Source organism: Nocardioides ferulae (assembly GCF_003660455.1).
Classification (GTDB): domain Bacteria; phylum Actinomycetota; class Actinomycetes; order Propionibacteriales; family Nocardioidaceae; genus Nocardioides; species Nocardioides ferulae.
In genome coordinates this window covers 1-26,457 of the sequence record NZ_QZVR01000010.1, presented here as the reverse complement: position 1 = coordinate 26,457, position 26,457 = coordinate 1, and the positions used below count along the sequence as shown (strand labels likewise).

Genomic DNA, 26,457 nt, shown 5'->3' with positions numbered 1-26,457 from the left:
AGCCGAAGATGGCTCCCACGCAGTCGGTGGCGTCGACGCCGAGCGGGGAGCCGAGTGAGGAGACGCCGACTCCCGGCCCCGTAGAAACGGTGCGCGCCTGGATAGACGCCAGAAACCGTGCCATGGCCAGCGGGGACACGAGTGCGGTCGAGGCGCTAACGCTGCGAGGGTGTGAGTCCTGCTACGGGCTGATTGATCCGATCAAGGATGCCTACGACGCCGGTGGATACTTCCGGACCGAAGGATGGCGAGTTGTTCGTGCGCAGGTTCGATCGAATCGGCCTGACCGAGCACGAGTCAACACGGCAGTCAGGATTGCCGGAGGCCGGACGTTGTCGGAGGCGGGTGGCGAGCCCGTGGTCTACCCGCCGGACAAGCGGCTAGTCGTCTTCAAGTTGACGCGCGGAGACGATGGCTGGCTGGTCAGCTTCACGGGCTTCCTGTCATGAAGCGCCTGCTATCACTGCTGCTGCTGGTCCCCACGACGGTTTCCATCGCCGCTGCGGAACGATCAGGCTGCGAGTGGGTGCTCACTGAGCACTTCGTAGACGGCGCTATCCAGGTGACGGGTTCCTGGCACTGCCCCGCCTCTTCTACTGACGGAACGACCGTGCAGACCGGCTCGCAGACAGATGCGCCTCCTCCTGACTCGGGCTGGGACCCCGTGTGTGTGAGAACCGCACTCTCCATGGGCCTGTCCCCGGAGGAGTACTGCGACCCATTGGCCGAGGCTCTGCCTACCGATGCGCCGCCCACGGTCACTCCGGGGATGGTGGCGACGGCGTTCCAGGAGTTGCCGTTGCCGGCGTCGGAGTTGGTGGTGCAGCCGCCGGATGGTCGGACGTTGGTGAACTTCGCGACGAACTTCTTCACCGACAGTGGGCCGTTCACGGAGTCGGTGACGTTGTTGGGGCAGCGGGTGGATCTGCGGATCTGGCCGGCGCGGTTCACGTGGGTGTTCGGTGACGGCGCAACGCAGACGTCGGCGGAGCCCGGGGCGCCGTACCCGGCTCTCGACGTCACCCACGAGTACCTCCGCAAGGGTCGGGTCTCGCCGCGGGTGGACACCACCTATGCGGCGGAGTTCCGGGTCAACGGTGGCGCGTGGGCGCCGGTGGCGGGCACGGTGACGATCCCGGGTGAGCCGGTGGGGTTGGTGGTGGAGACGGCCACGCCGGTGCTGGTCGCCTACGAGTAGCCCCGACCCGGCCGTCGTCGGCCCGATGAGTCCCGAATCGGCCCGCGTAGCCCGGCGTGGTCGGGGTACAGGCCGAGCATGACGACGACACCGATCGACCCCGGAACCGGAGACCCGGACATCGTGCCCAGCACCGAGCCGGGCCTCGACCCCGTGCTGCCCGGCGAGGACCCGGGCGTGCCGCCGGACCCCGAGACCGCGCCCGCCGGCGTCTGAGCACCGCCGCCGCCGCGTCGTGGGCCCCACGACGCGCTATGGCGCGTTCTCAGGCACACGACCCACCCCATGCCCACCCGGCCGGGCTACCCTGCGACCCGTGGCCGAGCCGGCGGAACCCTGGAACACCTTCGTCGAGGGCGACAACCTCGAGGTCCTGACCTGGCTGGCCGGCCGCGGCGAGAGCGTCGACCTGATCTACATCGACCCGCCCTACAACACCGGCAACGACTTCGCCTACCGCGACGACTTCCGGGACCGCGCCGAGAACGGTCGCGGCCCGCGTGCGTCGCGCCACCAGGCGTGGCTGGCGATGATGCGGCCGCGGCTGGCCGCCGCCCATGCCGTCCTGCGCGAGACCGGGGCGATCTTCGTCAGCATCGACGACAACGAGGTCGCCCACCTGCGGCTCCTGCTCGACGAGATCTTCGGCGAGGAGAACTTCCTCGCGCAGGTCGTGGTCAACCTCAACCCCAAGGGCCGCCAGCTCGGGCGGGGCTTCGCCACCAGCCACGAGTACCTCCTCGTCTACGCCCGCGACGCCCGGGCGACCGTGCTCGAGGCCAGCAGCGCCGACGACGTGGACGACCGCGACTTCCCGCACACCGACCCCACGGGGCGCCGCTTCCGGCACCTGCCGCTGCGCAACACGAACAAGAAGTTCAACCCGGTGACCGCCCGCACCCTGCACTACCCGCTGTGGGGCGACCCCGAGACTGGTCGGGTCGCCGCCGCCCCGTTCACCGGCGCTGTCGAGATCAGCCCGGTCTTCGGCGACGGCACCCCCGCTGTCTGGCGGTGGAGCCGGCCGCTGGTCGAGCAGCGCCCCGAAGACCTGGTCTGCCGCACCATCAAGGGGCGCCTGGGCGAGCGCGTCGACGTCTTCCAACGCGACTGGCTGCACCGCGACACCCCGGGCGGACGCCGCAAGAAGCTACGTACGATCTGGCTCGCCGAGGAGGTCGGCTCCACCGACACCGCCGTCGCCGAGCTGAAGGAGATCCTCGGCCACGTCTTCGAGTCGCCGAAGCCGACCGGGCTGGTCCGGCGGATCCTCGGCACCATGCCCGACGACGCCGTCGTGCTCGACTTCTTCGCCGGCAGCGGTACGACGGGCCATGCGGTCGCGCTCGCGAACCTCGCCGACGGCGGCACCCGCCGCTGCCTCAGCGTCAACTCCGCGGAGCCGACCCGCGAGGGCTCGAACGCCCGAAACGCCGGCTACGCCACCGTCGCCGACATCACCCGCGCGCGGCTGCGGGCCGTCGCCGAGCGGCTCGGCGGGGGGTTCCGCGAGGAGCGCCCGACCGGCGTACCCGACGACGCCCCAGGAGCGCTCAGCTGACTCCCGTCGCCTGCTCCAGCGCCGCGAGCTCGTCGTCGAGGTGGGTGAGCAGCCGCTGCAGGTGCGGCACCGTGCGCCGGCAGCCGGTGAGCCCGAAGGCCATCTGGGTGTCGTAGGAGGTGCAGGTGATGTTGAGCGCCATCCCGTTGATCGGGATCGACACCGGATAGCTGCCGACCAGCTTCGCGCCGTTCCAGTAGTGCGTGGTGCGCGGGCCGGGCACGTTGCTGATGATGAGGTTGTACGGCGGCCGCACCAGGCCCTGCATCCGCAGCAGCGGGGCGAGGATCGCCGGCGCCTGGCCGAGCGCGCTCATCGCCACGATCTGGGCGGGCGTCATCGAGGCCAGTGCCTGCTTGCCGTCGCGCATCGAGCCGTGGATGCCCATCAGCCGGTCGGCGGCGTCCTCGAGGTCGGTGCCGAGCCGGCACATCACCGAGCCGACCGCGTTGCCGCCGTCGGCGGAGGCCAGGTGGCTGTCCCGGGCGTTCAGGCCCACCGGCACCATCGCGACCAGCGTGGTCTCGGGCAGCGCGTCGAGCTCGATCAGGTAGCGCCGCACCGCCCCGCTGCACATCGCGAGCACCACGTCGTTGATCGTGGTGCCGCTGGACTTGCCGACCGCACGCAGGCGCGCGATCGGCCAGTCCTGGGCCGCGAACCGGCGGGCGCCGCTGATGGTCTGGTTGAACATGGTGCGAGGGGCATAGAGCGAGATCGCGGAGGTCTCGTTGCGCAACCCCTTGTTGAGGGTGCGCACCAGCGCCGCGGGCATACCCGCGGCCTCCGCCGACAGGCCGAGCGCGGTACGCAGCGCCGAGGCGGGCACGTCGGCCAGGCTGCGCTCCGCCCGGGAGCGGGAGGTGCCGGGCCGTTCGGCCCACGGTGCGGGCATGCCGCGCTGGGCGGGATCGGTGGTCAGCACGCTCTGCATCAGCCGCATCGCGGAGATGCCGTCGACCAGCGCGTGGTGGGTCTTGGTGTACATCGCCACCCGCCCGTCGCGCAGGCCCTCGATGACGTAGGACTCCCACAGCGGCCGGTCCCAGGCCAGCCGGGTGCCGTGCACGCGGCTGGTGAGGTCGAGCAGCTCGCGGATCCGGCCCGGGCGGGGGAGGGCGGCGTGCCGCACGTGGTGGCCGAGGTCGAACTCGGCGTCGTCGTCGTAGTGCCAGGCGAGCTGGCCGGCGAGCGCCAGCGACCGGCGGGGGTGCTTGCGGAACAGCGGCGCCACCCGCGGCACGTCGCTCATCGCCTCGAACATCCGGCGGGGGTAGTCACGGCCCGCCCCGTCGGGGGTCTCGAAGAGCTGCAGTGCCGCGACGTGCATCGGCATCCGCCGGTTCTCGGCCAGCAAGAAGGCCGCCGACGTCGGGTCGATCGGTGTCACCACGGGTGCCGCCTCTCCTAGGGCGTCCGATGATCGCGGGTGGTGGCGGGCGCCACAAGGGGAACGACCGGTCGGCCTCGAGGTTTCGGGAGCACGTCGTCCACAACCGCGCCGGAGCGGGCCTCCTCCACAGGGCGGCCGGCGGTCGGAGGCGGAGACCCCCGACCGGCTTCTAGCGTCGCGGACACGCCGGAATTCGCCGGCGCACCGACCCTCGGGAGCCACCATGAAGATCACCGTTCCTCGCCTCCTCCGGCGCGAAGACGCGAACCCGCCGTCCACCGCGTCCACCACGCCGGGCCGGCCGACCGCGCCCCGCCGGGTCCGGCGACTCGTGCTCGTCGCGCTGCTGGCGTTCGGCCTCGGCGGAGGCGCCGTCGGCACGGCCGTCGCCTCCTTCGACGACCCGTGGGTGCCGCCGGACCGCACGATCGTGGAGATCGAGGGCGACAAGGCCAACGGCTTCGGCATCTACTACTACGACGGCACCGAGGAGTTCCCGCCGACCGACTCCGAGGCCCGGGCCGAGTGCGGGGAGTACGCCTCCAAGGTGGCGCGGGTGCGCTGCCGCACCGAGGTCCGCACCTGGTACCGCGACCTCGCCGCCACCCAGAACGCGATCCGCTACGCCCGCACCGTGGCCGCCGACCGGGTCGCCGACGCCGCGGCCGAGGCGGCCGGGCAGGTGCGCCGGGAGGTGCGCTGACCTCGTCGGGTGCGCCGGCCGCTCTGGCACCATCGGGTCATGGAGCCCGGCCCGCTCGATCGTGCGTTCCGCCGCGGTCGCACCTCGCTGCGTGCCCGGCGGGCCCGGCTGCAGGCGAAGGCCTGGCAGGTCGCCCAGTGCGCGTTGGCTGCTGGTGCGGCCTGGCTGATCGCGGCCGACCTGCTCGGCCACGACACGCCGTTCTTCGCGCCGATCGCGGCGGTGCTGAGCCTCGGCACCTCCTACGGGCAGCGGTTGCGGCGGGTCGCCGAGGTGGCGCTGGGCGTGGCGATCGGGGTGCTGGTCGGCGACCTGCTGGTGTGGCAGTTCGGCTCCGGCTGGTGGCAGCTGACCGCGATCGTCGCGTTGGCCATGACGGTGGCGCTGCTCCTCGACGGCGGCCAGCTGTTCGTGAACCAGGCGGCCGTGCAGTCGATCGTGGTCGCCACCCTCATCGCCGACCCGGGGGCCGCGTTCACCCGGTGGACCGACGCGCTGGTCGGCGGCGCGGTCGCGCTGGTCGCCGCCACGGCGGTCCCGGCCGCGCCGCTGCGGCGCCCGCGCGAGCAGGCCGCGGTCGTGGTCCGCAAGGTCAGCGCCCTGCTGCGCGCCGCGGGGGAGGTGATGGTCGACGGCGAGTCGGCGCCCGCCTTGGAGCTGCTCGCCGACGCCCGCTCCACCGACCACCTGATCCGCGAGCTGCAGGCCGCCGCCGAGGAGGGCATGGCCGTGGTGGCGTCGTCGCCGTTCCGGGTGCGCCACCGCGGCAACCTGCGGCGGATGGCCGACCTGGTCGAGCCGCTCGACCGGTCGCTGCGCAGCACCCGCGTGCTGGTCCGGCAGACCGCGGTGGCGGCCTACCGCCGCCGGCCGGTGCCCAGCGGCTACGCCCGCCTCGCCTTCGACCTCGCCGACGCCACCGACCTGGTCGCCGACGAGCTCGCCGCCGACCGGATGGCCGTGGCCGCCCGAGACCGGCTGCTCGCGATCGCCGCCGCCACCGGCGCGGTCGAGCGCACCCAGGTGCTCCCGGTCGAGGCGATCCTGGCCCAGCTGCGCTCGGTCGTCGCCGACCTGCTCGTGCTCACCGGCCTCGACGAGGTGGAGTCGACCGACGCGCTGCCACCCCCACCGAGCCGATGAAGGAGCCGACACACCCGGTGCCGGCGACGCCGGCCGGCAGCCGCCCCGACGGCCCCGCCGGGCAGCCCTGGGTGCTCCACGTCGACCTCGACCAGTTCATCGCCGCCGTCGAGGTGCTGCGCCGCCCCGAGCTCGCCGGGCTGCCGGTCGTGGTCGGGGGACGCGGCGACCCGACCGAGCGAGGCGTGGTGGCCACCGCGTCGTACGAAGCGCGGGCACACGGCGTCGGCTCCGGGATGCCGCTGCGGCTGGCCGTGCGCAAGTGCCCCGACGCGGTCTTCCTGCCGGTCGACAAGGAGGCCTACGAGGCCGCCTCGGTGCGGGTGATGCAGACCCTGCGCGGCCTCGCCTGGGGCGGTGCTCCGGTGGTGGTCGAGGTGCTCGGCTGGGACGAGGCGTTCCTCGCCGCCGCGTCCTGCCACGGCGAGCTCGGCGACCCACGGGACTTCGCCGAGCAGATCCGCGCCGCCGTGCTCGACGCCACCGACCTGCACTGCTCGGTCGGGGTCGGCGACAACAAGCTGCGCGCGAAGATCGCCACCGACTTCGGCAAGCCGCAGGGTGTGGGCATGCTCACCGGCGCCGACTGGTTCGAGGTGATGGGCGAGCGGCCCACCGACGCGCTGTGGGGCATCGGCGGCAAGACCGCCAAGAAGCTCGCCGCGCTCGGCATCGGCACCGTCGCCCAGCTCGCGGCCTCCGACGCCCGCGTGCTGGCCGCGGAGCTCGGGCCCACGATGGGCCCGTGGTACCACCGGCTCGGCCGCGGCGTCGACACCTCACCGGTCGACGCGACGCCGTGGGTGCCGCGAGCGCACGGGCGGGAGGAGACCTTCCAGACCGACCTCGTCGACCCCGACGAGATCGCCGCGCAGGTGCGGGCGCTGACCCGGCGCACTGTCGCCGACATCGACGCCGAGGGCCGGCCGGCGGCCCGGGTGGGGATCAAGGTGCGGTTCCGCCCGTTCTTCACCGTCAGCCGCAGCCTCACGCTGCCCGAGCCCAGCAACGACCCGGAGCTGCTCGCCGACGCCGCCGTCTCGCTGCTCGACCGGCTCGACCCCGCCGACCGGGAGCGGCCGGTGCGGCTGCTCGGCGTACGCCTGGAGATGACCCCGCCGACCGAGGAGCCCGCTACGCCAGCCCCGCCCGCAGCTCGTTGACGACCGACCCGACCACCGCGACCAGGTCGCCCTCGGTGCGCTCGGCCACGGCACGCTGGCGCTGGTAGGACGCCCCGTGCCGGGGGATGTCGGCGACCGAGGCCAGCTCGGCCGCGCAGCCCAGCCGGTCGGCGACCGGCTCGAGCCGCACCAGCAGGTCGGCGAGGTCGTCGGTGACCAGCCGCTCGTTGCTGTGGTCGTCGAGGATCACGATCGCGTCCAGGCCGTAGCGCGCCGCCCGCCACTTGTTCTCCTGCACGTGCCAGGGCGGCATCGTCGGCAGCGTCTCGCCGGCGGCCGCGCGGGTGTCGAGGTCGACCACCAGGCAATGCATCAGCGCCACCAGGGCGGCCAGCTCGTCGAAGGTGGACACCCCGTCGCACACCCGGTTCTCCAACGTGCCCAGGTGCGGCGCGGGGCGCACGTCCCAGCGGATCTCGGAGAGCTCGTCGATCACCCCGGTGGTGAGCTGGTCGCCGGCGAACTTCTCGAACTCCGCCCAGTGCTCGAACTGGAACGGGAGCCCGGCGGTGGGCAGCTGCTGGAACATCAGCGCCCGGTTGGAGGCGTAACCGGTGTCGGTGCCGGCCCAGATCGGGGACGACGCGGAGAGCGCCTGGAGGTGGGGGTAGTAGGTGAGCAGCGCCGAGAGCACCGGCATCACCCGCTTTCGCTCGGGCAGCCCGACGTGCACGTGCACGCCCCAGATCAGCATCTGGCGGCCCCACCACTGGGTGCGGTTGATCAGCTCGGCGTAGCGGTGGCCCGGCGAGAGCTGCTGCCGGCTCCAGGACGCGAACGGGTGGGTGCCGCCCCCGTAGAGGTCGAGCCCGAGCCCGTCGGCGACCGGCACCAGCTCGGCCATCGTGTGCTGCAGCTCGCCGATCGCGTCGCCGACGGTGTCGCAGACCCCGGTGACCACCTCGACGGTGTTGCCGAGGAGCTCGCGGTGCAGCCGGCTGGGGTCCGGCAGCCTCGACTTGGCGGCCCCGATGAGGTCGTCGGCGGCGTTGACCAGGTCGCGGTCGCCCTTGTCGACGAGCGCGAACTCCCACTCGACGCCGAGCGTCGGCGCAGGGGAGCCCCGGAAGTCGATCCGCACGGCACGAGCGTGGCACATCGGCCCCAGTTGAGGCGGCGATCTGTGCTACAGGTCTCCTTCGGAGCCGATGCCGGGGCGGCCCTCCGGCGGCCCCGCGGCGACCCAGCAGGGACCCAGCGGCGACCCAGCGGCGGGCGGCGTGCGCCGGTTCAGCGGCGTCCGCCGCGTCTGGCAGCATCGCCGGCATGCCGGAGGTACGCGAGACGAACCTGACCCTCGACTTCTGCCTGCGCGTGGGCGAGCTGCTGCTCTCGTCGGGCGCCGGAGCCGCCGACGTGACCGCGACGATGGACTCACTGGCCTACCACTTCGGCATCCGGCGGCCCGACATCGACGTGACGTTCACCTCGCTGTCGATGAGCTACCAGCTGCAGCCGGAGGACCCGCCGCTGGTGCACACCCGCCTGGTGCGGCAGCGCGACATCGACTACGACGACCTGACCCAGGTCGACCACCTGGTGCGCGACGTGCTCGCCGGCCGGTTCGACCTGAAGGAGGCCCGCTCCGAGCTGGCGCGGGTCACCTCGTCGGGCCACAGCCGTCCGCGGTGGGCGGTGACGGTGGGCTGGGGGCTCATGTGCGCGGGCGTGGGCATCCAGCTCGGCGGTGACGCGGTGGTGGTGTCGATCGCGTTCGTGGCCGCGGTCTGCATCGACCGGCTCCAGATCGTGCTCGCCCGGCAGCGGCTGCCGTTCTTCTACCGCCAGATCGCCGGCGGGGCGGTGGCCACCGGCCTGGCGGTGCTGTGCTCGGCCACCCCGCTCGACGTCGATGTCTCCCTCGTCATCACCGCGAACATCGTGATGCTGCTGGCCGGGATCGGCTTCATGGGCGCGCTGCAGGACGCCCTCTCGGGGTTCTACGTCACCGGCACCGCCCGGATCACCGAGGCGATCCTGGCCACCGCCGGCATCATCGCCGGGGTGAGCGCCGGGCTCACCCTGGCCAGCGCACTGGGTGTCGAGGTGGGCCGCATCGATCCCGGCACCGGCAACCTCAAGGACATCTCGATCATGGCCGTGGGCGCCGCGCTGTGCGCGGCGGCGTTCGCGTTCTCGTCCTACGCGCCGTGGCGCATCATCGCCCCGATCGCGGTGATCGCGGCGGTCGCGATGTTCGTCTCCGCCGGCATCCAGTCCCTGGAGGTGGGCCGCACCTGGGGCACCGGCGTCGCCGCGTTCCTCGTCGGTCTGGTCAGCTACACGGTCTCCGCGCGGGTGCGGGTGCCGCCGCTGGTCATCGTCGTGTCGGCGATCGTGCCGATGCTGCCGGGACTCTCGATCTACCGCGGGCTCGCGCTGCTCGCCGAGTCCGGCGGCGAGAGCTCCGACGGCCTGCTGGCGATGGTCACCGCGGTCACCGTCGCGATCGCGCTCGCCTCCGGAGTGATCCTCGGCGAGTACGTCGCCCAGCCGCTCAAGCGTGAGGCCCGGCGGCTCGAGCAGCGGCTCGCCGGACCCCGGCTGGTCGGGCCGCACCGCGCCCAGACTCGCGCCGCCCGCCGGGAGCGCCGGGCCCGGACCCGCGAGACGCCGACCCGTCACTGATTCCCGGCCCCGGTGGTCGAGCCTGTCGAGACCCGGCGTGTCGAGGGACGATCGACGCCTCGGCGAGCGCCGCCGACCCGGCACGGAACGGATCCGCGGTGCCGACCCGTCGTACGCAGCAGAGGGCTCCGACCCACGGAGCCCACCAGCACGAGCGGGGCGCACGTGGACGAGGCCGAGTTCGCCGACTACGCGGCCGCCCGCTGGCAGTCGCTGGTGCGGGCGGGGGTGTTCCTGGGCTGCAGCCTCGACGAGGCCCAGGACCTCGCGCAGACCACGCTGGTCCGCTGCTTCGCCAAGTGGAGCAAGGTACGCCGTGCCGACGACCGCGACGCCTACGTCTACCGCGTGCTGCTGCGCTGCCACACCGACAGCCGGCGGCGCCGCTGGTGGGGTGAGCAGCCGACGGCGCAGCCGCCGGACCGCGCGGATCCCGATGCCAGCACCGCCGTCGACGTCACAGACGCCGTGCACCGCGCCCTGGCCGGGCTCAGCGACGACCACCGGGCCGTCGTGGTGCTGCGGGTGCTCGCCGACCTCTCCGAGCGGCAGGCCGCCGAGGTGCTCGGCGTCTCCACCGGCACCGTGAAGAGCCGGCTCTCCCGGGCACTGGCCCGCCTGGCGGGCGACGACGCCGCCCTCGCCCACCTCACCACCGCGAACTCCGACCTCGGGAGCACCCGATGACCGCACCCCACACCGACCCGGTCCCCGACCTGCGACGGCTCTGGGACGCCGTGCCGGGCGGCCACCCGCAGGTGGCCGCGATGGTGGCCGCCGGGCGACGACGGCGCCGGCGGGGCCGGGCCGCGGTCGCCGGGCTGGCCGCCGCGGCGGTGGTGGCCACCGGCGGCGGGGTGTGGGCCGCCACCACCGGCGGGAGGCCGCCCGGCCGCGACGCGGGGCAGGTCGCGACGGATCCGACGGCCACGACCGAGGTGACCGTCTACTACACCAACGACCCGGGCGCCGACGTGGGAGGCGGCGGCTTCGTCATCCCCCAGCTCGTGCCCAGGGTGCTCGAGGTCGCCGACACCGGCGACCCGGCGTACGACGCCCTGCACGCGCTGCTGACCATGCCCCCGGCCCAGCCGCAGCTGCTGACCGGGTTCAACGGCTTCCACGACGTCACCGACCCGGCCGCGGCGGAGGCGACGATCGACGTCGCGTCGGTCACCGTGGATGAGGGGGTGATCACCGTCGACCTGACCCGCGACCCGTGGATCCCCTACGTGATGCGCGACATGGATCTCGGGGTCAGCCCGGGGCTCGCGGTCCAGCAGGTCGTCTACACCGCCCAGGACGCCCTCGACACCGACGTCCCGGTCGCCCTCACGTTCGGCGGGGAGCCGGTGCGGGGGGTATGGGCGCGCAGGTTCGACTGGCCGGTCGCCGCCGACCCCGACGTGCTGCCCGCGGGTGCGGCGCAGGACGCACCCCGGGTCGTCGACCTGCCCACCTCGAGCTGGCAGTACGGCAACCCGGCGAGGCTCGCGCTCAGTGGCGGCACCCTCTGGGTCGACGAGAACGGCTGCCCGTTCTTCGGGGGCGCCGAGGGCCCGCGCACCTACCCGATCTGGCCCCAGGGCTACTCGGCGACGCTGGCGCCGGACGGCCGCCTGGAGGTGCGGCGCGCCGACGGCCTCCTGGTGGCCGTGGACGGCGACCGGCTCACGGCCGGTGGAGGGAGCGCGACGGCCGAGTCTCGGACCGGCTGCATCCCCGCCGACGCCGACGAGGTGTGGCTGGTGGAGGAGGAGCTGCCGCCTCGCACGACGCGCTGACCGGCCGAGAGGTCGATCGTTCCTCGACACGCCGCCGAAAGGCGGGAATCAGTGACGGGTCGGCGAGAGACGGGCCAGCCACCGCGCCGCCGTACCGTCGTACGGCGGGTGGCCGGCCTCGACCGCCGCCAGCACCCGGTCGCGGGTCGAGACCGCGAGCCGCACGATGTCGTCGGGGTAGCCGAAGCGCACCCGGTGGTCGGCGAACTCGTCCTCGTCGTCGACCCACGCCCGCCCGCTCGGCCCCTGGACGACGTCGAGGTCGAGGTCGACCGCGTGCAGCTCGGCACCGACCCACTCCGCCGGCGTGGCCATGTCGACGTAGATGTTCACCGCACCGCCGAGCGAGTAGAACGTCGCCAGGAAGCCGCGGTCCTCGGCGGCGCCGCCCGGCACCAGCACGACCTGGTCGACCGGAGCCACGAACGACGCCCCCGGCCGCGCCATGAAGGTGCCCTCGGCGACCCCCAGCCACTCGCCGTGCCCGTCGGCGCCCAGCACCGTCGCCTCGAACTCCCAGTGCGGCCGTCCGCCCCACTTGGTCATCACCACGCGCACCCGGTCACCGGGGGCGGGACCGGGCGCGTGGCTCATGGAGACGGTTCTACACGACCTTCGCCGGCATGATCCGCTTGCTGACCTGCGCCACCACGTCCTGGTAGCGCGAGCCGGTGAGCCGCGCGAAGTGGTGCAGCGCGTGCGCGTCGAGGCCGACGAGCACCCGGGCCCGGTTCTTCAGGATGCCGTCGACGATGATCTCGGCGGCCCGCTCGGGCTCCATCTTCGCCAGCTTCTTGTCGAACAGCTTCGCGGTCGCCTCCTTGTCCTCCTTCTCGGAGACCCGGGCGTTGCGGGCGATCGCGGTCTTGATGCCGCCGGGGTGCACCGAGGTGACCCCGACCTTGTGGCCGGCGATCAGCATCTCCTCGCGCAGCGCCTCGGTCATCCCGCGCACGGCGTACTTCGTGGCGTTGTAGGCACTCTGGCCGGGCATCGAGACCAGCCCGAACAGCGACGACAGGTTGACCACGTGGCCGTCGCCGGAGGCGATCAGGTGCGGCAGGAACTCCTTGGTGCCGTGCACGACGCCCCAGAAGTTCACCCCGACGATCCACTCGATGTCGTCGTAGGTCAGGTCGACCAGGTCGCCGGCCAGCGCGACGCCGGCGTTGTTGACGACCACGTTGACCCGGCCGAACTGCTCGGCGACCGCGGCGGCGTACGCCGTGAACGCGGCGCGGTCGGAGACGTCGAGGCGGTCCGAGCGCACCTCCTGCGCACCGGCCGCCTTGACGAGGTCGACGGTCTCAGCGAGCCCGGCCTCGTCGACGTCGGACAGCGCCAGCAGTGAGCCGCGCCCGGCGCAGTTCACCGCCAGCGCACGGCCGATGCCGGAGCCGGCGCCGGTGATGACGACGACCTTGCCGTCGAGGGTCCTCATGCGTTCACGTCCTCACGGATCGGGGCTTGGGTCGGGGGTTCGGGCGCGGGGGCGGGGCCCTCGACGCGGTACGCGGCGACGTCGAAGCTGCGCAGCGCCCCGCGGAAGGCGAAGGTGCTGCGCGGCCACAGGGTGGTGTTGCGGCCGTGCTCGTCGAGGTACCAGCTCGAGCAGCCGCCGGTGTTCCAGACGGTGCGGCCCATCCGGCGCTGCAGGTCGGCGTTCCACGCGTCGGTGGCGTCGCGGCGCGGCTCGACGACGTCGTAGGAGTTGATCCGCATCGTGCGCACCGCGTCGACGAGGTAGCCCACCTGCGACTCGATCATGAACACCATGCTCGAGTGGCCCAGGCCGGTGTTGGGGCCGACCAGCATGAACAGGTTCGGGAAGTCGGGCACGGTGGTGCCCTTGTAGGCGGCCATCCCGTGCTGGGCGAACACCTCGGCCATCGTGCGGCCGTCGCGGCCGCGCACGTGGTCGGTGATCGGCAGGTCGGTGGTGTGGAAGCCGGTGGCCACGATCAGCACGTCGACCGGCCGCTCGACCCCGTCGGTGGTGACGATGCCGTCGGCGGTGACCCGGGCGATCCGGTCGGTGACCAGTTCGACGTTGTCGGCGGCCAGCGCCGGGTAGTAGGTGTTCGAGATCAGGATCCGCTTGCAGCCGATCTCGTAGTGCGGGGTGACCTTCGCGCGCAGCTCGGGGTCGGGGATGCCGCGGGCGATGTTGGCCAGCGCCATCTTCTTGGCCGGGAACGCGATCTTCGGGGCCATCGTGAACGCCGGAACGTAGCTCTCCCGGCCCCAGTAGATGCCGGTGCGGTAGAGCCGCTGCAGCCCCGGGACGTGCCGCAGCGCGGCCTTCTCGAGCGCGGAGTAGCGGCGGTCGTTGCGGGGGATCACCCACGGTGCGGTGCGCTGGTAGACGTCGAGGTGGCCGGCCACCTTCGCCACCTCCGGCACGATCTGGATCGCCGAGGCGCCGGTGCCGATCACCGCGACCCGCTTGCCGGCCAGGTCGACGTCGTGGTCCCAGCGGGCGGAGTGGAAGAGCTCGCCACGGAACCCCTCGATGCCTTCGATCGCGGGCAGCTTGGGCTCCGACAGCCCGCCGGCCCCCACGACCAGCGTCTGCGCCCGCACCTCGCCGGCGGAGGTGCGCACCACCCACTGACGTGCCTCGGCGTCCCACGCGGCGTCCTCGACGGCGGTGTGGAACCGGAACCGGTCGAGCACCCCGGACTCGCGGGCCACCCGCTGGATGTAGGCCTGGATCTCCGGCTGGGGCGAGAACGACATCGACCAGTCGGGGTTGGGCGCGAACGAGTAGGAGTACAGCTGGCTCGGCACGTCGCAGGCGGCGCCGGGGTAGGTGTTGTCGCGCCAGGTGCCGCCGACGTCGTCGCCCTTCTCGACGACGAGGAAGTCGGCCTCACCGGCCTCGGTGAGCTTGATCGCGGCGCACAGGCCGGCGAACCCCGCACCGACCACGAGGTGGTCGACCGAGGCGGGGAGGGGTGGGAGGGAGCTCATGGGGGTCGACGGTATTGGCGCTATTGAAAATGTGTCAATAGAGTGTCCGGCGTGACCTCGACCTCACGGACCCGCCTCGCTCCGGACGCCCGGCGGGCCCAGCTGCTCGACCTCGGGGTGCGGCTGCTGGCCACGCGCTCCCTCGACGAGCTCTCGATCGACGTGCTCGCGGAGGAGGCAGGCATCTCGCGAGGGCTGCTCTACCACTACTTCGGCAACAAGCACGCCTTCCACGAGGCCGTCGTGCGGCGGGCCGCCGACGACCTGATCGCCCAAACCGCGCCGCCGGTCGAGGGCGAGCCGCTCGAACGGCTGCTCGCCTCGGTGACCGCCTACGTCGACTACGTGACCGAGAACTACGAGGGCTACGTCTCGCTGGTCAAGGCCGCCTCGGCCGGCAACGAGACGCTGCGCGAGATCTACGAGGAGGCCCGCTCGGCGCTCGTCGACCGGGTCTTCCGCGAGGACGCCCAGGGCACTCTGCTCACCGACACCCCCGCCACCCGGCTCGTCGTCCGCGGCTGGTCGGCGCTGACCGAGGAGCTGGTGCTGACCTGGCAGGCCGACCCGGCCGGAGTCTCCCGCGACCAGCTGCTCGGCCTGCTCGCCGGGTCGCTGCCGGCCCTGGTCGGCTCGCTGCCACCGGACTGATCCCTGAACCACCCAACCGATCGGGTGGACACTCCGTCTGGTGGGTAGGAGCCGGGGACAGGCCGCGGCGGACCGACGGGGGACCAGGGCAGACATGCGCAGCACTCGGGACGAGGCGTTCACGGCGTACGTCGTGGCGCGGCGCGGGCAGCTCTTCCGCACGGCGTACCTGCTGTGCGGCGACCCGCACCGTGCGGAGGACCTCGTGCAGACCGCACTGGCGAAGCTGTACGCCGCGTGGCCGCGGATGGCGCGCGCCGACTCGGTGGACGCCTATGCGCGCCGCACGGTCGTCAACAGCCACCTCGACGAGGGCCGGCGACCGTGGCGTCGGGAACGGCCGACCGACGACGCGGCCCTCGACCGGGCCGCCGACCAGGGCCTGAGCGTCGAGGACTCCGACGCGCTGTGGACCGCGCTGCGCGCGCTCGCGCCGGGCCAGCGGCGGGTGGTGGTGCTGCGGCACTACTGGGGCCTGTCGGTCGAGGAGACCGCCACCGATCTCGGGATCAGCACCGGCACGGTGAAGAGCCAGACCTCCGAGGCGCTGCGCCATCTGCGGTCCGCGCTCGCACCGGCCGGCCGCGACGACACCACGACGGACACGAGGACGACGAAGGGCATCCAGCGATGACCAGTCACGAGCAGCACGAGCAGCACGAGCTCCCCGGACTCGACGACCGGCTGCACGAGCTGGCCGAGCGGGCGCCGGCACCGTCCACGGCGGTCGGTGACGACCTGCAGCGGGGCCGGCGCCGACTGCGGCGGCAGCGGCTCACGGTGGGCGGTGCCGCCCTGGCCACGGTGCTGGTGGTGGGCGCCGGTGCGGCGGTGGGGCCGGGCATGGTCGACCGCGCCCAGTCGCCCGACGTCGCCGGCGGCACCGACGGGCCGAACCCCACCCCGTCGGAGACCCCCAGGGCGCAGAAGATGATGCAGATCGAGGTCGGCGACCCGAGGCCCGTGCCGTGGGGAACGCCTCTCGACCGCAACCCGATCGGCACCGGCCCCGACCACGACGCGACCCTGGTCGCCTGGCAGGAGGTGCTGGCCGAGCACGTCGACCCGCAGTGGGAGCACCTGGTGCGCCGCGACGGCTCCAACGCCAACCAGCAGAGCACGGCCGGATCGGGACAGGTCCTCGCCCTCGGCTCGAGGTACGGCTGGCAGAACCCGGGGCAGGACGGCCTGGGCATGCTCCAGATCGCCGTCAACCGTGGCTGGCGCGAGGCGATGCACCCCTGCCACGACTCTGGCCCCGACGAGGGCTGGCAGTGCGAGGCGGCCGAGGCACCGGAGGCGACGGAGGCATGGGTCGCGGAGCGTGACGGGCAGCTCTCGGTGGCGGTCGAGCAGGCCGACGACGGCGAGGTCGTGGTGCTCACCGCGGATCCGCTCTTCGGCAACAACTCACGGATCCCGGTCGACGAGCTGGGGCTCTCCGCCGAAGCGCTGCTCCAGGCCGCCGCCGACCCGCGTCTCTCGCTGCCGGCGGACTACGAGTCCGCCCCCCTGCTCGACGCCGCGGAGTTCGAGCAGGCCGGCCGCGACCTGCTCGGCCCGGCCGGTGCCGACCTGAGGGTGCGCGACGCCAGCCTGCCCCAGTCGCTCCACTTCAGCGGCGCCTGGCGCGACGGCCGACGCGTCCTCGGCGAGCTCTCGTGGGAGGCGGTGGCCACCTACGGCGTGACGGGTGAGCTGGTGTGCCAGCGGGAGATCTACGTGCGGTGCGAGGCGCGCACCGTCGACGGTGTCGACGTCCTCGTCGGCGAGGTCCAGCAGCAGTGGGGCGGCGGCTGGGAAGTCACCTACGCCGGGCCGGTCTACGAGGTGCAGGTCGCGTTCGAGCCGAAGGACGGGCAGCTGCCGATCGAGCGCGGCTACGCCTTCGTCGTCGACCCGCGGTGGCAGCCCGAGGGGTGAGCCCGGTCAGCCGCGATCTGGCGGCCCGTCGGAGCGCAGCCACATCGCCATCCCGATCGAGCGGTCGCGGTCCTCGGTGAAGCCGTGCCGGGCGTAGAGGCGCCGTCCCGGGGGATCGGCCATCAGCGACACGAACACGTCCTCGTCGCCGGCCACCGCGCGCACCCCGTCGAGCAGTCGGGTGAGGATCCGGTCGCCCAAGCCGCGCCGCTGGTGAGCGGGCAGCACCGCCATGTCGACGACGTGGAAGTACCACCCGCCGTCGCCGATCACCCGGCCCATGGCCACGGTCTTCCCGGTCGGGCGGTGCACCACGTGGCAGGCGGCCCAGCTGCCGGGCAGGGCCCGCTCGGCCTGCTCGGTCCCCCGCGGGGTGAGCCCGGCCTCGCGCCGCAGCCGCACGTAGTCCGCCACCGTCGGCACGCCGTCCCTCAGCTCGTACTCGTCCGGGTTCTCGGCCACGGTCCCAGCATCGCATCGCCGGGTTCTCGGCCCGCCACGGCAGCTGTAACGCGGTGTCCCGGTAACTGCTGCGGCGTTACGACACCGCAGTAGCTACCCGGACACCGCGTTACATGCAGCGCCGCGCCGGCCACCCGGACGCCGCGTTACATGCCAGCGCCGCGGCTCACCCCGCGGCAGGCACCGCCACGAGGTGGCGGACGGCGAGGGAGGCGAACGCCATCGCCGAGCCCAGCGGGGCGCCGGGAGCGGGGTAGTGGCGACCGAAGACGGATGCCGCGGTGTTGCCGGTGGCGTAGAGACCCGCGATCGGTGTCCCGTCCTCGCGCAGCACCCGGGCGGCGGCATCGGTGACCAGCCCGCCCTTGGTGCCGAGGTCGGAGAGCACGAACCGGGCCGCGAAGTAGGGCGCCCGGTCCAGCGGGGCGAGCGCGGCGTTCGGGCCGTCGCCTCCGGCGAAGAACGTGTCGTACTCGTCCTGCCCGCGACCGAACTCCTCGTCGACCCCGGACGCGGCGTGCACGTTGTGCCGCTCCACCGTCTCGGCCAGCACCTCGGCCGGCACCCCGATCGCGGCGGCCAGCCCCTCGACGGTGTCGGCCCGCACCCAGGTGCCGGCCGCCAAGTGCTCGGCCGGGTCGCCCTGCGGCATCGCGATCGCCGGCAGCTGGCCGCCCTCGCGGTCGTCGAAGAGGTACCACGACGGGATCCGCCCCGGAGCCTTGGCCATCTCGCGGCCGAACCGGTCGTAGGGCAGGCACTCGTTGGCGTAGCGCCGCCCGGCCTGGTCGACCATCAGCCCGCTGCGGAAGCCGAGCGTGAAGCTGGCGTGCCCGTCGGGCTGGGCCAGCCCGGGACAGAACCAGGCCTCGTCCAGCAGGCTGGTGGCGGCGCCGATCGCGACCGCGGCCTCGGTGGCGTCGCCGGTGTTGGTGCCGTCGGGGGCCATCGACCAGGCCGCCTCTCCGGGGACGCCGCGCCCGGCCCGCCGGTCGCCGTCGAGCTCGAACCCTCCCGCGGCGAGCACCACCCCGTGGCGGGCGCGCACCTCCATCGGGCCCTCGGGCGACATCCGCACCGCTCCGACCACCCGGGTGTCGGCTCCGTCGCCGTCGAGCAGCAGCCCGGTGACCGGCAGGCCGGTGAGGAACTCCCCGCCCTCCCGCACGAGGATCGCCGCGAGGCGAGCGATCAGCGCCTGCCCGCCGGTGAGCGTGTTGCGGCCCGGCTGACCGGTGCGATCGAGCTCCACCGGTGCCCGCAGCAGCTCGGAGACGACCGCGGGCAGCTCGCTGCGGCGTACCTTCACCGGCTGGATCGAGCGCCCGAGGGGCACCCGGCCCGGGAGGTCGTAGTACTCCGGGAACATCGTGTGCTCGAACTCGAACAGCTCGTCGGCCTCCAGCACGGCGACCAGTGCGGGAGCCTCGGCGAGGAACGCCTCGAGCCGGGTCCAGTCCGGAGCCGGGTCGGCACCTTCGAGCATCGCGGCGAGGTAGCTGCGCGCCGACTCGGTGGAGTCCGCGCTCACCCCGCACCGCTGCTGGGCCTGGGTGCCGGGCAGCCAGCAGGCCCCGCCGGAGTACGCCGACGTCCCGCCGATGCGGTCGGTCTTCTCGACGACCACCACCGACAGTCCCGCCTTGGCCGCCAGCGCCGCCGCGGTCATCGCGCCCCCACCGGACCCGACCACCACGACGTCGTACTCACGTGACTCGCTCATGGCCGCGATGCTCGGGGCAGACCGGGTCGCTGGCAACCGTCGCTCCCGCTGGCCGAGCGTCGACCGGCGGGCGGCGGCAAGCCCGGAGGCGGCGCTCACCGCCGGCCGGGCAGAATGGAGCCCTTATGTCCGGCACGGCTCCAGCCCCTCAGGTCGATCCGCGACCCGACCCCAGACCAGCGCCGGTGATCACCTATCCGCCCGAGCTGCCGGTCAGCCAGCGTCGCGACGACATCGCGCAGGCCATCCGCGACCACCAGGTCGTGATCGTGGCCGGCGAGACCGGGTCGGGCAAGACCACCCAGCTGCCGAAGATCTGTCTCGAGCTCGGCCGCGGACGCCGCGCCAAGGGTGGCAAGGACGGCAGGGGCGACACGGGCGGGCTGATCGGCCACACCCAGCCCCGCCGGATCGCCGCCCGGTCGGTGGCGGAACGGATCGCCAGCGAGCTCGGCACCGAGCTGGGAGATCTGGTCGGCTACCAGGTGCGGTTCACCGACCGCACCTCCCGCTCCAGCCGGGTCAAGCTGATGACCGACGGCATCCTGCTCGCCGAGCTGCAGCGCGACCGGATGCTGCGCAAGTACGACACGATCATCATCGACGAGGCCCACGAGCGCAGCCTCAACATCGACTTCCTGCTCGGCTACCTGCGGCGGCTGCTGCCCCGGCGCCCCGACCTGAAGCTGATCATCACCTCCGCCACCATCGACCCCGAGCGCTTCGCCCGCCACTTCGCCGACCGCGACGGCAAGCCCGCGCCGATCATCGAGGTCTCGGGCCGCACCTACCCGGTGGAGGTTCGCTACCGCCCCCTGGTCGAGCTGCCCGAGGCCGACGAGGAGGGCGAGCCGGTCGTCCGCGACCAGACCGAGGCGATCATCGAGGCGGTCCGCGAGCTCTCGGGTCAGGGCCCCGGCGACGTGCTGGTCTTCCTGCCCGGCGAGCGCGAGATCCGCGACACCGCCGAGGCACTCGAGGGCGCCGAGCTCGGCAGCCGCGGCCGCAGCCTCGAGGTGGTGCCGCTCTATTCGCGGCTCTCGGCGGCCGAGCAGCACCGGGTCTTCTCCAGCCATCCCGCGACCGTGCGCCGGGTGGTGCTGGCCACCAACGTCGCGGAGACCTCGCTGACCGTGCCCGGCATCCGGTACGTCGTCGACAGCGGCGTCGCGCGCATCTCCCGCTTCTCTGCCCGCACCAAGGTGCAGCGGCTCCCGATCGAGCCGATCAGCCAGGCCTCGGCCAACCAGCGCTCCGGCCGGTGTGGCCGGGTCGAGGCCGGTGTCGCGATCCGGCTCTACTCCGAGGAGGACTTCCTCGGGCGGCCCGAGTTCACCGACCCCGAGATCCTGCGCACCAACCTGGCCTCGGTGATCCTGCAGATGACCAGCCTCGGGCTGGGCGAGATCGCCCGGTTCCCGTTCGTGGAGCCGCCCGACCGCCGCAACGTCACCGCGGGCGTGCAGCTGCTCGAGGAGCTGGGTGCGCTCGACACCTCGCCGCGCCCCGAGCCACCGAAGGAGTCGCGTGGCGGCCGGGACCGCCGCCGGGGCCGCCGCGACCGGCGTCCGCAGGAAGGCCACCGACTGACCACGGTCGGCCGCCGGCTGGCCCGGCTGCCGATCGACCCCCGGCTGGGCCGGATGATCCTCGAGGCCGAGCGGCTCGGCTGTGTGCGCGAGGTGCTGGTTATCGCCGCCGCGCTGTCGCTGCAGGACCCCCGCGAGCGGCCGGCCGAGCAGCAGGCGCAGGCCGACCAGCAGCACGCCCGCTTCAAGGACGAGAAGTCCGACTTCCTCACCTGGCTGAACCTGTGGCGCTACCTGCGCGAGCAGCAGCGCGAGCTCTCCTCCAGCGCGTTCCGGCGGATGTGCAAGCGCGAGTTCCTCAACTACCTGCGGGTGCGGGAGTGGCAGGACTTCGAGTCCCAGCTTCGCCAGGTCGCCAAGGAGATGGACATCAACGTCGGCAAGGAGGCCGACACCCCCGACGCCGACGGCATCCACCAGGCGCTGCTCTCGGGTCTGCTCTCCCACATCGGGCTGCTCGAGGAGCGCGACCGCAAGGAGCGCGGGCCGCGCGAGTACCTCGGCGCCCGCGGCGCCCGGTTCGCGGTCTTCCCCGGCAGCGTTCTGCACCGCAGGAACCCGCAGTTCCTGATGGCCGGCGAGCTCGTGGAGACCAGCCGGCTGTGGGCGCGCCAGAACGCCGCGATCCAGCCCGAGTGGGCCGAGCGGCTCGGCGCCCACCTGGTCAAGCGCAGCCACTCCGAACCGCACTGGAGCAAGAACCGGGCGGCGGTGCTGGCCTACGAGCGGGTCACCCTCTACGGCGTGCCGCTGGTCGCCGACCGGCTGGTCAACTACGGACGTGTCGACCCCGAGCTGGCCCGTGAGCTGTTCATCCGGCACGCGCTGGTGCAGGGGGAGTGGGCCGAGCTGACCTCGGGGCGCCACAAGTTCTACAACAGGAACCTCGAGCTGCTCGCCGAGGCCGAGGAGCTCGAGCACCGGGCCCGGCGCCGCGACATCGTCGTCGACGAGCAGACGCTGTTCGACTTCTACGACGCCCGGGTCGGGCGCGACGTGGTCAGCGGCGCCCACTTCGACCAGTGGTGGAAGCGCGAGCGGCAGCGCCACCCCGACCTGCTCACCTTCGACCCCCAGATGCTCACCCACGACACCGCCGAGGAGATCCGCGAGGCCGACTACCCCCAACAGTGGCGCGCCTCCGACGAGGGGCTGACCTTCCCGATCAGCTACCACTTCGAGCCCGGGTCGCCCGACGACGGGCTGACCATCGACCTGCCGGTCGCCACGCTGAACCGGGTCGAGGCCGACGAGTTCTCCTGGAACGTGCCGGGCCTGCGCGAGGAGCTGGTCACCAGCCTGATCCGCAGCCTGCCGAAGAACCTGCGGGTCAGCTTCGTGCCAGCGCCCAACAAGGCGCGTGAGTTCCTGGCCGCGGTGCCGGCCGGCGAGGAGCCGCTGCTCGACGCCCTCGAGCGGTGGTGCCGCTCCACCACCGGCGTGGTGGTGCCCCGTGAGGCCTGGGACTGGGCCAAGGTGCCCGAGCACCTGCGGCCCACCTACCGCGTCGTCGACGAGACCGGCCGAGAGCAGGCCCGCGGCAAGGATCTCGAGGCGCTCAAGGAGCCGATGCGGCCGAAGTTCGCGCGGGCGCTGGCCGAGGTGGCCACCGACTCCGGCCTGGCCCGCACCGGTGAGACGAGCTGGGTCTTCGGCACCATCGAGTCCTCGAACACGTGGACCCGCGCTGGCCACGAGGTCCGCGGCTACCCGGCGCTGGTCGACGAGGGCGAGACCGTCGGGCTGTCGGTCTACGGCTCCGCCGACGAGCAGGAGGCCCGGCACCGGCTCGGCGTACGCCGGCTGCTCCAACTCGAACTGGACCGCACCGAGCTGCGCGGCACGGTCAAGCGGGTGCTCGACGGCCTCATCAACGCCGAGAAGCTCGGCCTGGCCGGATCCCCCTACCCGTCGGTGGCCGCGCTGCTCGACGACTGCCGGGCCGCAGTGCTGGCCGAGGCCGTCGACGCCCGGCCGCCGGTGCGCGACGCGCAGGCGTTCGCGGCGCTGCTCGCGGCCGCCCGCGTCGACCACGAGGCACGGGTGCGCGCCCTGGTCGCCGACGTGATCCGGGTGCTCGACGCCTGGCGCCGCGCCGACAAGGCGCTCTCCGGGCGCACCGACATGCGGCTGCTTCCCGCGCTCACCGACCTGAAGGCGCAGCTGGCCCGGCTGGTGCACGCCGGCTTCCTCGCCGAGGCCGGGCCCACGCAGCTGCGCCGCTACCCGGCGTACCTCACCGCGCTGCTGCAGCGCCGGGAGCGCCTCGAGAGCGGCGGCAGCGCCGAGGTGGTCCGCGACCGCCAGCTGATGGACCGGATCGCGGAGCTGCAGGCGGCGTGGCTGCACCAGGTCGAGGCGCTGCCCGAGGGCCGGCCGCCGGGTGCCCACCTGCGCCAGGCCCGGTGGATGCTCGAGGAGTACCGCGTCTCGTTGTGGGCCCAGCAGCTCGGCACGCCCTACCCGGTCAGCGACCAGCGGATCCGGAAGGTCCTGAACGCCCACGCGTAGCCTGGACCGGTGAGCCAACGCCCCCACCATCGCCCGATGCAGCCCGGCGACGGGTTCTTCGCCGAGATCGTGGGCGGTCAGGACCCGGCACTGGTCAGCGAGGCCGCCGACCGGGCGGCGACGGTGCTGGTGCGGGGCGCCCGCGGCAGCGACGACGCCGGGGTCGCCGAGCGGCTGCTGCACCTCGCCGACACCGAGGGCATCGAGGTGATCGCCGAGCTGTGGTCGAGCGCGCCCGCCGACTCGCTGGCCGGCTGCCTGTGGCGGCTCTACCTGCTGCGCTCGTGGGTGTACGCCGACCCGGCCCAGGTGGCGCGCGAGTTCGAGGCCGGCCGGGCGCGGGCCCAGGTCGCGCGGGTCGTGGCCGGTGTGGCCGACCCGCCCGGCCCCGACGAGCTGCGAGCGATGGTCGACGAGGTGCTGCGTGGCATCGCCCGTGGCGACTTCGCCGACGTGCTGTTCCGGGCCGCGGCGTTCGCGCGGGTGGTCGCCACCGGTCGCGCGTCCCTGCCGGGGTGTGACGACGTGGCCCTGCAGCGGATGCTGCTGCTGTCGGAGCAGCTCGAGGCCGCCGGCCATGCCGAGTTGGCGCAACGGCTTGGCTGACCGCCGAGACGGCGTACAGTTGACCCCTGAGCACGCCGGGCCGCGGCAGCCCCGGGTCCCAAAATTAGCCGCTACGAGCGGCCACGCGCCGTGAGGCGCTCCCGGTCCGGCGTGCTCGCCCTTCCGGTCCCGCCGCACTACCGTTCCCAGCATGACCGACGTCATCGTGGTGGGCGCCGGCCTCGCGGGCCTCGCCGCCGCCAGGCGGCTGGTTGCGGCGGGGCACAGCGTGCGGGTGCTGGAGGCCCGCGACCGGGTCGGTGGGCGCACCGAGGGGTGCACGCTGTCCGACGGGCAGTGGGTCGAGCTCGGCGGGCAGTGGATCGGCCCGACCCAGGACCGGATGTACGAGCTGGTCGGCGAGCTCGGCCTCGAGACGATCCCGCTCTACAACGACGGCGACATCGTGTTCACGCTCGGTGGGCGCACCGGCCGGCTGCCCGGCCGCAAGGGAGCGGTGCCGCGGCTCAACCCGTTCGTGCTGGCGGACCTGGGCCAGGGCCTGCTGCGGTTCGGCCGGCTGGCCCGCCGGGTGGAGCTGGACGCACCGTGGCGGACGCCGTCGGCTCGTGAGCTCGATGGCCAGACGTTCCGCACCTGGGTGCAGCGCAACCTGCGTACCCCTCAGGCTCGCGCCTACTTCGAGCTCTACTGCGAGGCGGTGTTCTCCGCCGACCTGTCCGACGTCTCGCTGCTGCACGCGCTGTTCTACACCCGATCCGGGGTCGACATGGACACGCTGATGGCGGTCGACCGGGGTGCCCAGGCCGACCGGATCCTCGGCGGCTCCGTGCTGGTCAGCGAGCGGATGGCGGCCGAGCTCGGCGACGCCGTCGTGCTCGGGGCGCAGGTGCGCACCATCGCCCAGGACGCCGACGGGGTCACGGTCACCACCCGCGACGGCCGCGCCTTCGCCGCCGACCGGGTGGTCGTCGCGGCGCCGCCGACCCTCGCCGGGCGGTTCGACTACAGCCCGGTGCTGCCGGCCTGGCGTGACCAGCTCACGCAGAAGCTGCCGATGGGCAGCGTGCTGAAGCTGTACGCCGTCTACCCGCGGCCGTTCTGGCGCGACGCCCACCTCAACGGGCAGCTCGGCTCCGACGTGGGCCCGGTCAAGGTCACCTTCGACAACACCCCGCCCGGCTACGAGCGCGGCGTCCTGATGGGCTTCATGGAGGGCGAGGACGGCCGGCGCTGGTCACGTCGTACGCCGGCGGAGCGCAAGGCGGCGTTCGTCGAGTGCCTGGTCCGCGCGTTCGGGCCGGAGGCGGCGGAGCCGGAGGAGTACCTCGAGAAGGACTGGACCGCCGAGGAGTTCAGCCGCGGCTGCTACGGCGCGCACTTCGCGCCCGGCGTGTGGACCGGCTTCGGGCCCGCGCTGCGCGAACCCGTCGGCCGCGTCCACTGGGCCGGCACCGAGTGCTCGCCGGTGTGGAACGGCTACATGGAGGGCGCGGTGCGCTCGGGCGAGGCGACCGCCGACGAGGTTGCTGCGCTGCTCTGACCGAAAGGAACCGCCATTCACCGGGACCGGCGTGGACCTCAGCACGCTGTTCATCGAGCAGGCCCGGGCCCGCGCCGCCGAGCTCGGCGTCACGCACCAACGTCCCCGAGAAGGCACGTCGAGCGCCCGTGACCTCGACGCACTGGCCACGCGCTGAGGAGAGGCGCCCGCTCATCGGCCAGATCCGGAAGCTGGAGCCGCCCCGAGACGAACGACGCGTCTCGAGCTGCTCGTGGTCCCCACGGAGGCGGCTCAGCCGAGCTCGAAGGAACCGAGGTCGAGGTGTACGCCGGTGGTGCGGGGAGGCGTGGACTCGGGGCTTCGTGGCGAGGTCGAGGACCGGCTGGAGCTTCACGTCCGCGTGGCCCAGCAGTTCGGCGAGGCACTGGGCGAGCATCGGGCCGAGGCCTTCGACGCGGGCGAGTCCGGCCTGCCTCTGGAGGGCGGCTTGGTGGAGGTGGACGTACACCGTGCCGCGGGGGCGGAGTGAGGCGAGTTGTCGGGTGGACAGTGCCTTGAGGCGGTCGAGGGTGGCGTCGAGGTGCGCTGGCGCGTAGGCGGGGCGGCCCGCGGGGCGAGCGAGCAGCGGGCGGTCGTAGAGCCCCCCGGTTGGTTACCGTCCGGCGGGTATCTCACCGTGTGCTGGGCGTGCCCTGACCCGTCAGTTTCGGTCTCCTCCGCTGCGCTCCCCCGACCGAAAGCGGACGGGTCAGCGCGGGTCGCGGATTGGTGGCCGCTGGGTTGTGGCCGTGCTCCAGCGCCAGGATGTCGGCGACTCGGTCGACGAGGGCGTCGAACCAGACGGCGTCGCCTGCGGTGACTTTGGCGATGATGTGGCGGAAGCCGTGTTCGTCGGTCTGGGAGAGTTTGACGTAGCGCTCGTGGCGGGCGCGTTCGCGGCGTTGGGTGTGGGCTTCGGGA

General features: G+C 73.3%; 26 protein-coding genes. 18 read left to right on the top strand and 8 right to left on the bottom strand.

Annotated features, from left to right (window positions below; translation table 11 throughout):
• The 4 genes from D6B71_RS23150 to D6B71_RS13645 form a co-directional block, all read left to right on the top strand.
• The coding region (locus D6B71_RS23150) for a DUF6318 family protein (protein WP_206051758.1) at window positions 1–449 on the top strand (449 nt) is incomplete at its 5' end.
• Window positions 446–1,198 carry a hypothetical protein gene (locus D6B71_RS13650; RefSeq protein ID WP_121255968.1) on the top strand — a complete coding sequence of 251 codons (753 nt, stop codon included), beginning with the start codon at window positions 446–448 and terminating at the stop codon, window positions 1,196–1,198. The genes D6B71_RS23150 and D6B71_RS13650, both read left to right, overlap by 4 nt.
• A 78-nt stretch (window positions 1,199–1,276) precedes the next feature.
• On the top strand, window positions 1,277–1,414 hold the full coding sequence (locus tag D6B71_RS22810) for a hypothetical protein (RefSeq protein WP_164519669.1): 138 nt from the start codon (window positions 1,277–1,279) through the stop codon (window positions 1,412–1,414).
• A gap of 100 nt (window positions 1,415–1,514) precedes the next feature.
• Window positions 1,515–2,759: a site-specific DNA-methyltransferase gene (locus D6B71_RS13645; RefSeq protein ID WP_121255966.1), complete on the top strand. Its 1,245-nt coding sequence runs from the start codon at window positions 1,515–1,517 to the stop codon at window positions 2,757–2,759.
• Here the strand turns inward: D6B71_RS13645 and D6B71_RS13640 are convergent.
• Entirely contained in the window at window positions 2,752–4,152 is a 1,401-nt protein-coding gene (locus D6B71_RS13640) for a WS/DGAT/MGAT family O-acyltransferase (RefSeq protein WP_121255964.1), read from the bottom strand. The two genes, D6B71_RS13645 and D6B71_RS13640, sit on opposite strands and share 8 nt — an antisense overlap.
• 223 nt (window positions 4,153–4,375) lie before the next feature.
• Here D6B71_RS13640 and D6B71_RS13635 point away from each other — a divergent pair, with 223 nt between their 5' ends.
• From D6B71_RS13635 to D6B71_RS13625, 3 genes are read left to right on the top strand one after another with little or no spacing between them, the layout of a single operon-like run.
• Window positions 4,376–4,855 (top strand): hypothetical protein, encoded by a 480-nt coding sequence (locus D6B71_RS13635; protein ID WP_121255962.1) that lies wholly within the window; start codon window positions 4,376–4,378, stop codon window positions 4,853–4,855.
• A gap of 39 nt (window positions 4,856–4,894) precedes the next feature.
• Window positions 4,895–5,998, top strand: coding sequence for an FUSC family protein (locus D6B71_RS13630; protein ID WP_121255972.1), 1,104 nt, complete (start codon window positions 4,895–4,897; stop codon window positions 5,996–5,998).
• The gene (locus tag D6B71_RS13625) at window positions 5,995–7,161 is read left to right on the top strand and encodes a DNA polymerase IV (RefSeq protein WP_121255960.1); all 1,167 of its coding nucleotides are present in this window, start codon (window positions 5,995–5,997) and stop codon (window positions 7,159–7,161) included. The genes D6B71_RS13630 and D6B71_RS13625 overlap by 4 nt, the downstream gene beginning before the upstream one ends.
• Here D6B71_RS13625 and D6B71_RS13620 read toward each other — a convergent pair.
• Window positions 7,133–8,263 carry a glutamate--cysteine ligase gene (locus D6B71_RS13620; protein WP_206051757.1) on the bottom strand — a complete coding sequence of 377 codons (1,131 nt, stop codon included), beginning with the start codon at window positions 8,261–8,263 and terminating at the stop codon, window positions 7,133–7,135. The two genes, D6B71_RS13625 and D6B71_RS13620, sit on opposite strands and share 29 nt — an antisense overlap.
• A gap of 185 nt (window positions 8,264–8,448) precedes the next feature.
• Between D6B71_RS13620 and D6B71_RS13615 the strand changes: the two genes are divergently transcribed.
• The 3 genes from D6B71_RS13615 to D6B71_RS13605 all read left to right on the top strand — a co-directional run bounded on the left by D6B71_RS13615 (window position 8,449) and on the right by D6B71_RS13605 (window position 11,594).
• A complete protein-coding gene (locus D6B71_RS13615; RefSeq protein WP_121255955.1) occupies window positions 8,449–9,810 on the top strand; it encodes a threonine/serine exporter family protein in 1,362 nt (453 codons plus the stop codon).
• A 165-nt stretch (window positions 9,811–9,975) separates the two neighbouring features.
• Window positions 9,976–10,497, top strand: coding sequence for a SigE family RNA polymerase sigma factor (locus D6B71_RS13610; RefSeq protein ID WP_121255953.1), 522 nt, complete (start codon window positions 9,976–9,978; stop codon window positions 10,495–10,497).
• The gene (locus tag D6B71_RS13605) at window positions 10,494–11,594 is read left to right on the top strand and encodes a GerMN domain-containing protein (RefSeq protein ID WP_121255951.1); all 1,101 of its coding nucleotides are present in this window, start codon (window positions 10,494–10,496) and stop codon (window positions 11,592–11,594) included. Before D6B71_RS13610 ends, D6B71_RS13605 begins: the two co-directional genes overlap by 4 nt.
• 48 nt (window positions 11,595–11,642) lie before the next feature.
• On the opposite strand, the gene D6B71_RS13600 is transcribed toward D6B71_RS13605, so the two are convergent.
• The 3 genes from D6B71_RS13600 to D6B71_RS13590 are packed head-to-tail and all read right to left on the bottom strand — an operon-like array spanning window position 11,643 to window position 14,567.
• Window positions 11,643–12,188 carry a ribonuclease FAU-1 family protein gene (locus D6B71_RS13600; protein WP_121255949.1) on the bottom strand — a complete coding sequence of 182 codons (546 nt, stop codon included), beginning with the start codon at window positions 12,186–12,188 and terminating at the stop codon, window positions 11,643–11,645.
• A 10-nt stretch (window positions 12,189–12,198) separates the two neighbouring features.
• Window positions 12,199–13,035 carry an SDR family NAD(P)-dependent oxidoreductase gene (locus D6B71_RS13595; RefSeq protein WP_121255947.1) on the bottom strand — a complete coding sequence of 279 codons (837 nt, stop codon included), beginning with the start codon at window positions 13,033–13,035 and terminating at the stop codon, window positions 12,199–12,201.
• Complete coding sequence (locus D6B71_RS13590; RefSeq protein ID WP_121255946.1) at window positions 13,032–14,567, bottom strand: flavin-containing monooxygenase; 1,536 nt, start codon at window positions 14,565–14,567, stop codon at window positions 13,032–13,034. The genes D6B71_RS13595 and D6B71_RS13590 overlap by 4 nt, the downstream gene beginning before the upstream one ends.
• Before the next feature lie 51 nt (window positions 14,568–14,618).
• Between D6B71_RS13590 and D6B71_RS13585 the strand changes: the two genes are divergently transcribed.
• From D6B71_RS13585 to D6B71_RS13575, 3 genes are all read left to right on the top strand, one after another.
• Window positions 14,619–15,218 carry a TetR/AcrR family transcriptional regulator gene (locus tag D6B71_RS13585; protein ID WP_121255970.1) on the top strand — a complete coding sequence of 200 codons (600 nt, stop codon included), beginning with the start codon at window positions 14,619–14,621 and terminating at the stop codon, window positions 15,216–15,218.
• Between the two features lie 94 nt (window positions 15,219–15,312).
• Window positions 15,313–15,852 carry a SigE family RNA polymerase sigma factor gene (locus D6B71_RS13580; RefSeq protein WP_121255944.1) on the top strand — a complete coding sequence of 180 codons (540 nt, stop codon included), beginning with the start codon at window positions 15,313–15,315 and terminating at the stop codon, window positions 15,850–15,852.
• Window positions 15,849–17,141: a hypothetical protein gene (locus D6B71_RS13575; protein WP_121255942.1), complete on the top strand. Its 1,293-nt coding sequence runs from the start codon at window positions 15,849–15,851 to the stop codon at window positions 17,139–17,141. The genes D6B71_RS13580 and D6B71_RS13575 overlap by 4 nt, the downstream gene beginning before the upstream one ends.
• A gap of 6 nt (window positions 17,142–17,147) precedes the next feature.
• Here D6B71_RS13575 and D6B71_RS13570 read toward each other — a convergent pair whose 3' ends face one another.
• Window positions 17,148–17,603 carry a GNAT family N-acetyltransferase gene (locus tag D6B71_RS13570; RefSeq protein WP_121255940.1) on the bottom strand — a complete coding sequence of 152 codons (456 nt, stop codon included), beginning with the start codon at window positions 17,601–17,603 and terminating at the stop codon, window positions 17,148–17,150.
• A 166-nt stretch (window positions 17,604–17,769) separates the two neighbouring features.
• A complete protein-coding gene (locus D6B71_RS13565; protein WP_121255938.1) occupies window positions 17,770–19,326 on the bottom strand; it encodes an FAD-dependent oxidoreductase in 1,557 nt (518 codons plus the stop codon).
• Between the two features lie 185 nt (window positions 19,327–19,511).
• On the opposite strand from D6B71_RS13565, the gene hrpA reads away from it, so the two are divergent.
• The 5 genes from hrpA (at window position 19,512) to D6B71_RS13545 (ending at window position 26,026) form a co-directional block, all read left to right on the top strand.
• Window positions 19,512–23,426, top strand: coding sequence for an ATP-dependent RNA helicase HrpA (gene hrpA, locus D6B71_RS13560; RefSeq protein ID WP_338036799.1), 3,915 nt, complete (start codon window positions 19,512–19,514; stop codon window positions 23,424–23,426).
• Between the two features lie 9 nt (window positions 23,427–23,435).
• Window positions 23,436–24,032 carry a hypothetical protein gene (locus D6B71_RS13555; RefSeq protein WP_240641411.1) on the top strand — a complete coding sequence of 199 codons (597 nt, stop codon included), beginning with the start codon at window positions 23,436–23,438 and terminating at the stop codon, window positions 24,030–24,032.
• A gap of 151 nt (window positions 24,033–24,183) precedes the next feature.
• Entirely contained in the window at window positions 24,184–25,536 is a 1,353-nt protein-coding gene (locus tag D6B71_RS13550; RefSeq protein ID WP_121255931.1) for a flavin monoamine oxidase family protein, read from the top strand.
• A 31-nt stretch (window positions 25,537–25,567) separates the two neighbouring features.
• Complete coding sequence (locus tag D6B71_RS23820) at window positions 25,568–25,693, top strand: hypothetical protein (protein ID WP_276311005.1); 126 nt, start codon at window positions 25,568–25,570, stop codon at window positions 25,691–25,693.
• Between the two features lie 135 nt (window positions 25,694–25,828).
• Window positions 25,829–26,026 carry a hypothetical protein gene (locus D6B71_RS13545; protein WP_164519668.1) on the top strand — a complete coding sequence of 66 codons (198 nt, stop codon included), beginning with the start codon at window positions 25,829–25,831 and terminating at the stop codon, window positions 26,024–26,026.
• 142 nt (window positions 26,027–26,168) lie between these two features.
• Here the strand turns inward: D6B71_RS13545 and D6B71_RS22805 are convergent.
• A partial coding sequence (locus D6B71_RS22805) for a hypothetical protein (protein ID WP_164519667.1) occupies window positions 26,169–26,457 on the bottom strand: 289 nt, incomplete at its 5' end.

Coding starts and splice junctions, on each gene's coding strand:
- D6B71_RS13650 (WP_121255968.1), top strand. CDS start 446: ATGAAGCGCCTGCTATCACTGCTGCTGCTGGTCCCCACGACGGTTTCC.
- D6B71_RS22810 (WP_164519669.1), top strand. CDS start 1,277: ATGACGACGACACCGATCGACCCCGGAACCGGAGACCCGGACATCGTG.
- D6B71_RS13635 (WP_121255962.1), top strand. CDS start 4,376: ATGAAGATCACCGTTCCTCGCCTCCTCCGGCGCGAAGACGCGAACCCG.
- D6B71_RS13630 (WP_121255972.1), top strand. CDS start 4,895: ATGGAGCCCGGCCCGCTCGATCGTGCGTTCCGCCGCGGTCGCACCTCG.
- D6B71_RS13625 (WP_121255960.1), top strand. CDS start 5,995: ATGAAGGAGCCGACACACCCGGTGCCGGCGACGCCGGCCGGCAGCCGC.
- D6B71_RS13615 (WP_121255955.1), top strand. CDS start 8,449: ATGCCGGAGGTACGCGAGACGAACCTGACCCTCGACTTCTGCCTGCGC.
- D6B71_RS13605 (WP_121255951.1), top strand. CDS start 10,494: ATGACCGCACCCCACACCGACCCGGTCCCCGACCTGCGACGGCTCTGG.
- D6B71_RS13600 (WP_121255949.1), bottom strand. CDS start 12,188: ATGAGCCACGCGCCCGGTCCCGCCCCCGGTGACCGGGTGCGCGTGGTG.
- D6B71_RS13595 (WP_121255947.1), bottom strand. CDS start 13,035: ATGAGGACCCTCGACGGCAAGGTCGTCGTCATCACCGGCGCCGGCTCC.
- D6B71_RS13590 (WP_121255946.1), bottom strand. CDS start 14,567: ATGAGCTCCCTCCCACCCCTCCCCGCCTCGGTCGACCACCTCGTGGTC.
- D6B71_RS13580 (WP_121255944.1), top strand. CDS start 15,313: ATGCGCAGCACTCGGGACGAGGCGTTCACGGCGTACGTCGTGGCGCGG.
- D6B71_RS13575 (WP_121255942.1), top strand. CDS start 15,849: ATGACCAGTCACGAGCAGCACGAGCAGCACGAGCTCCCCGGACTCGAC.
- D6B71_RS13565 (WP_121255938.1), bottom strand. CDS start 19,326: ATGAGCGAGTCACGTGAGTACGACGTCGTGGTGGTCGGGTCCGGTGGG.
- D6B71_RS13550 (WP_121255931.1), top strand. CDS start 24,184: ATGACCGACGTCATCGTGGTGGGCGCCGGCCTCGCGGGCCTCGCCGCC.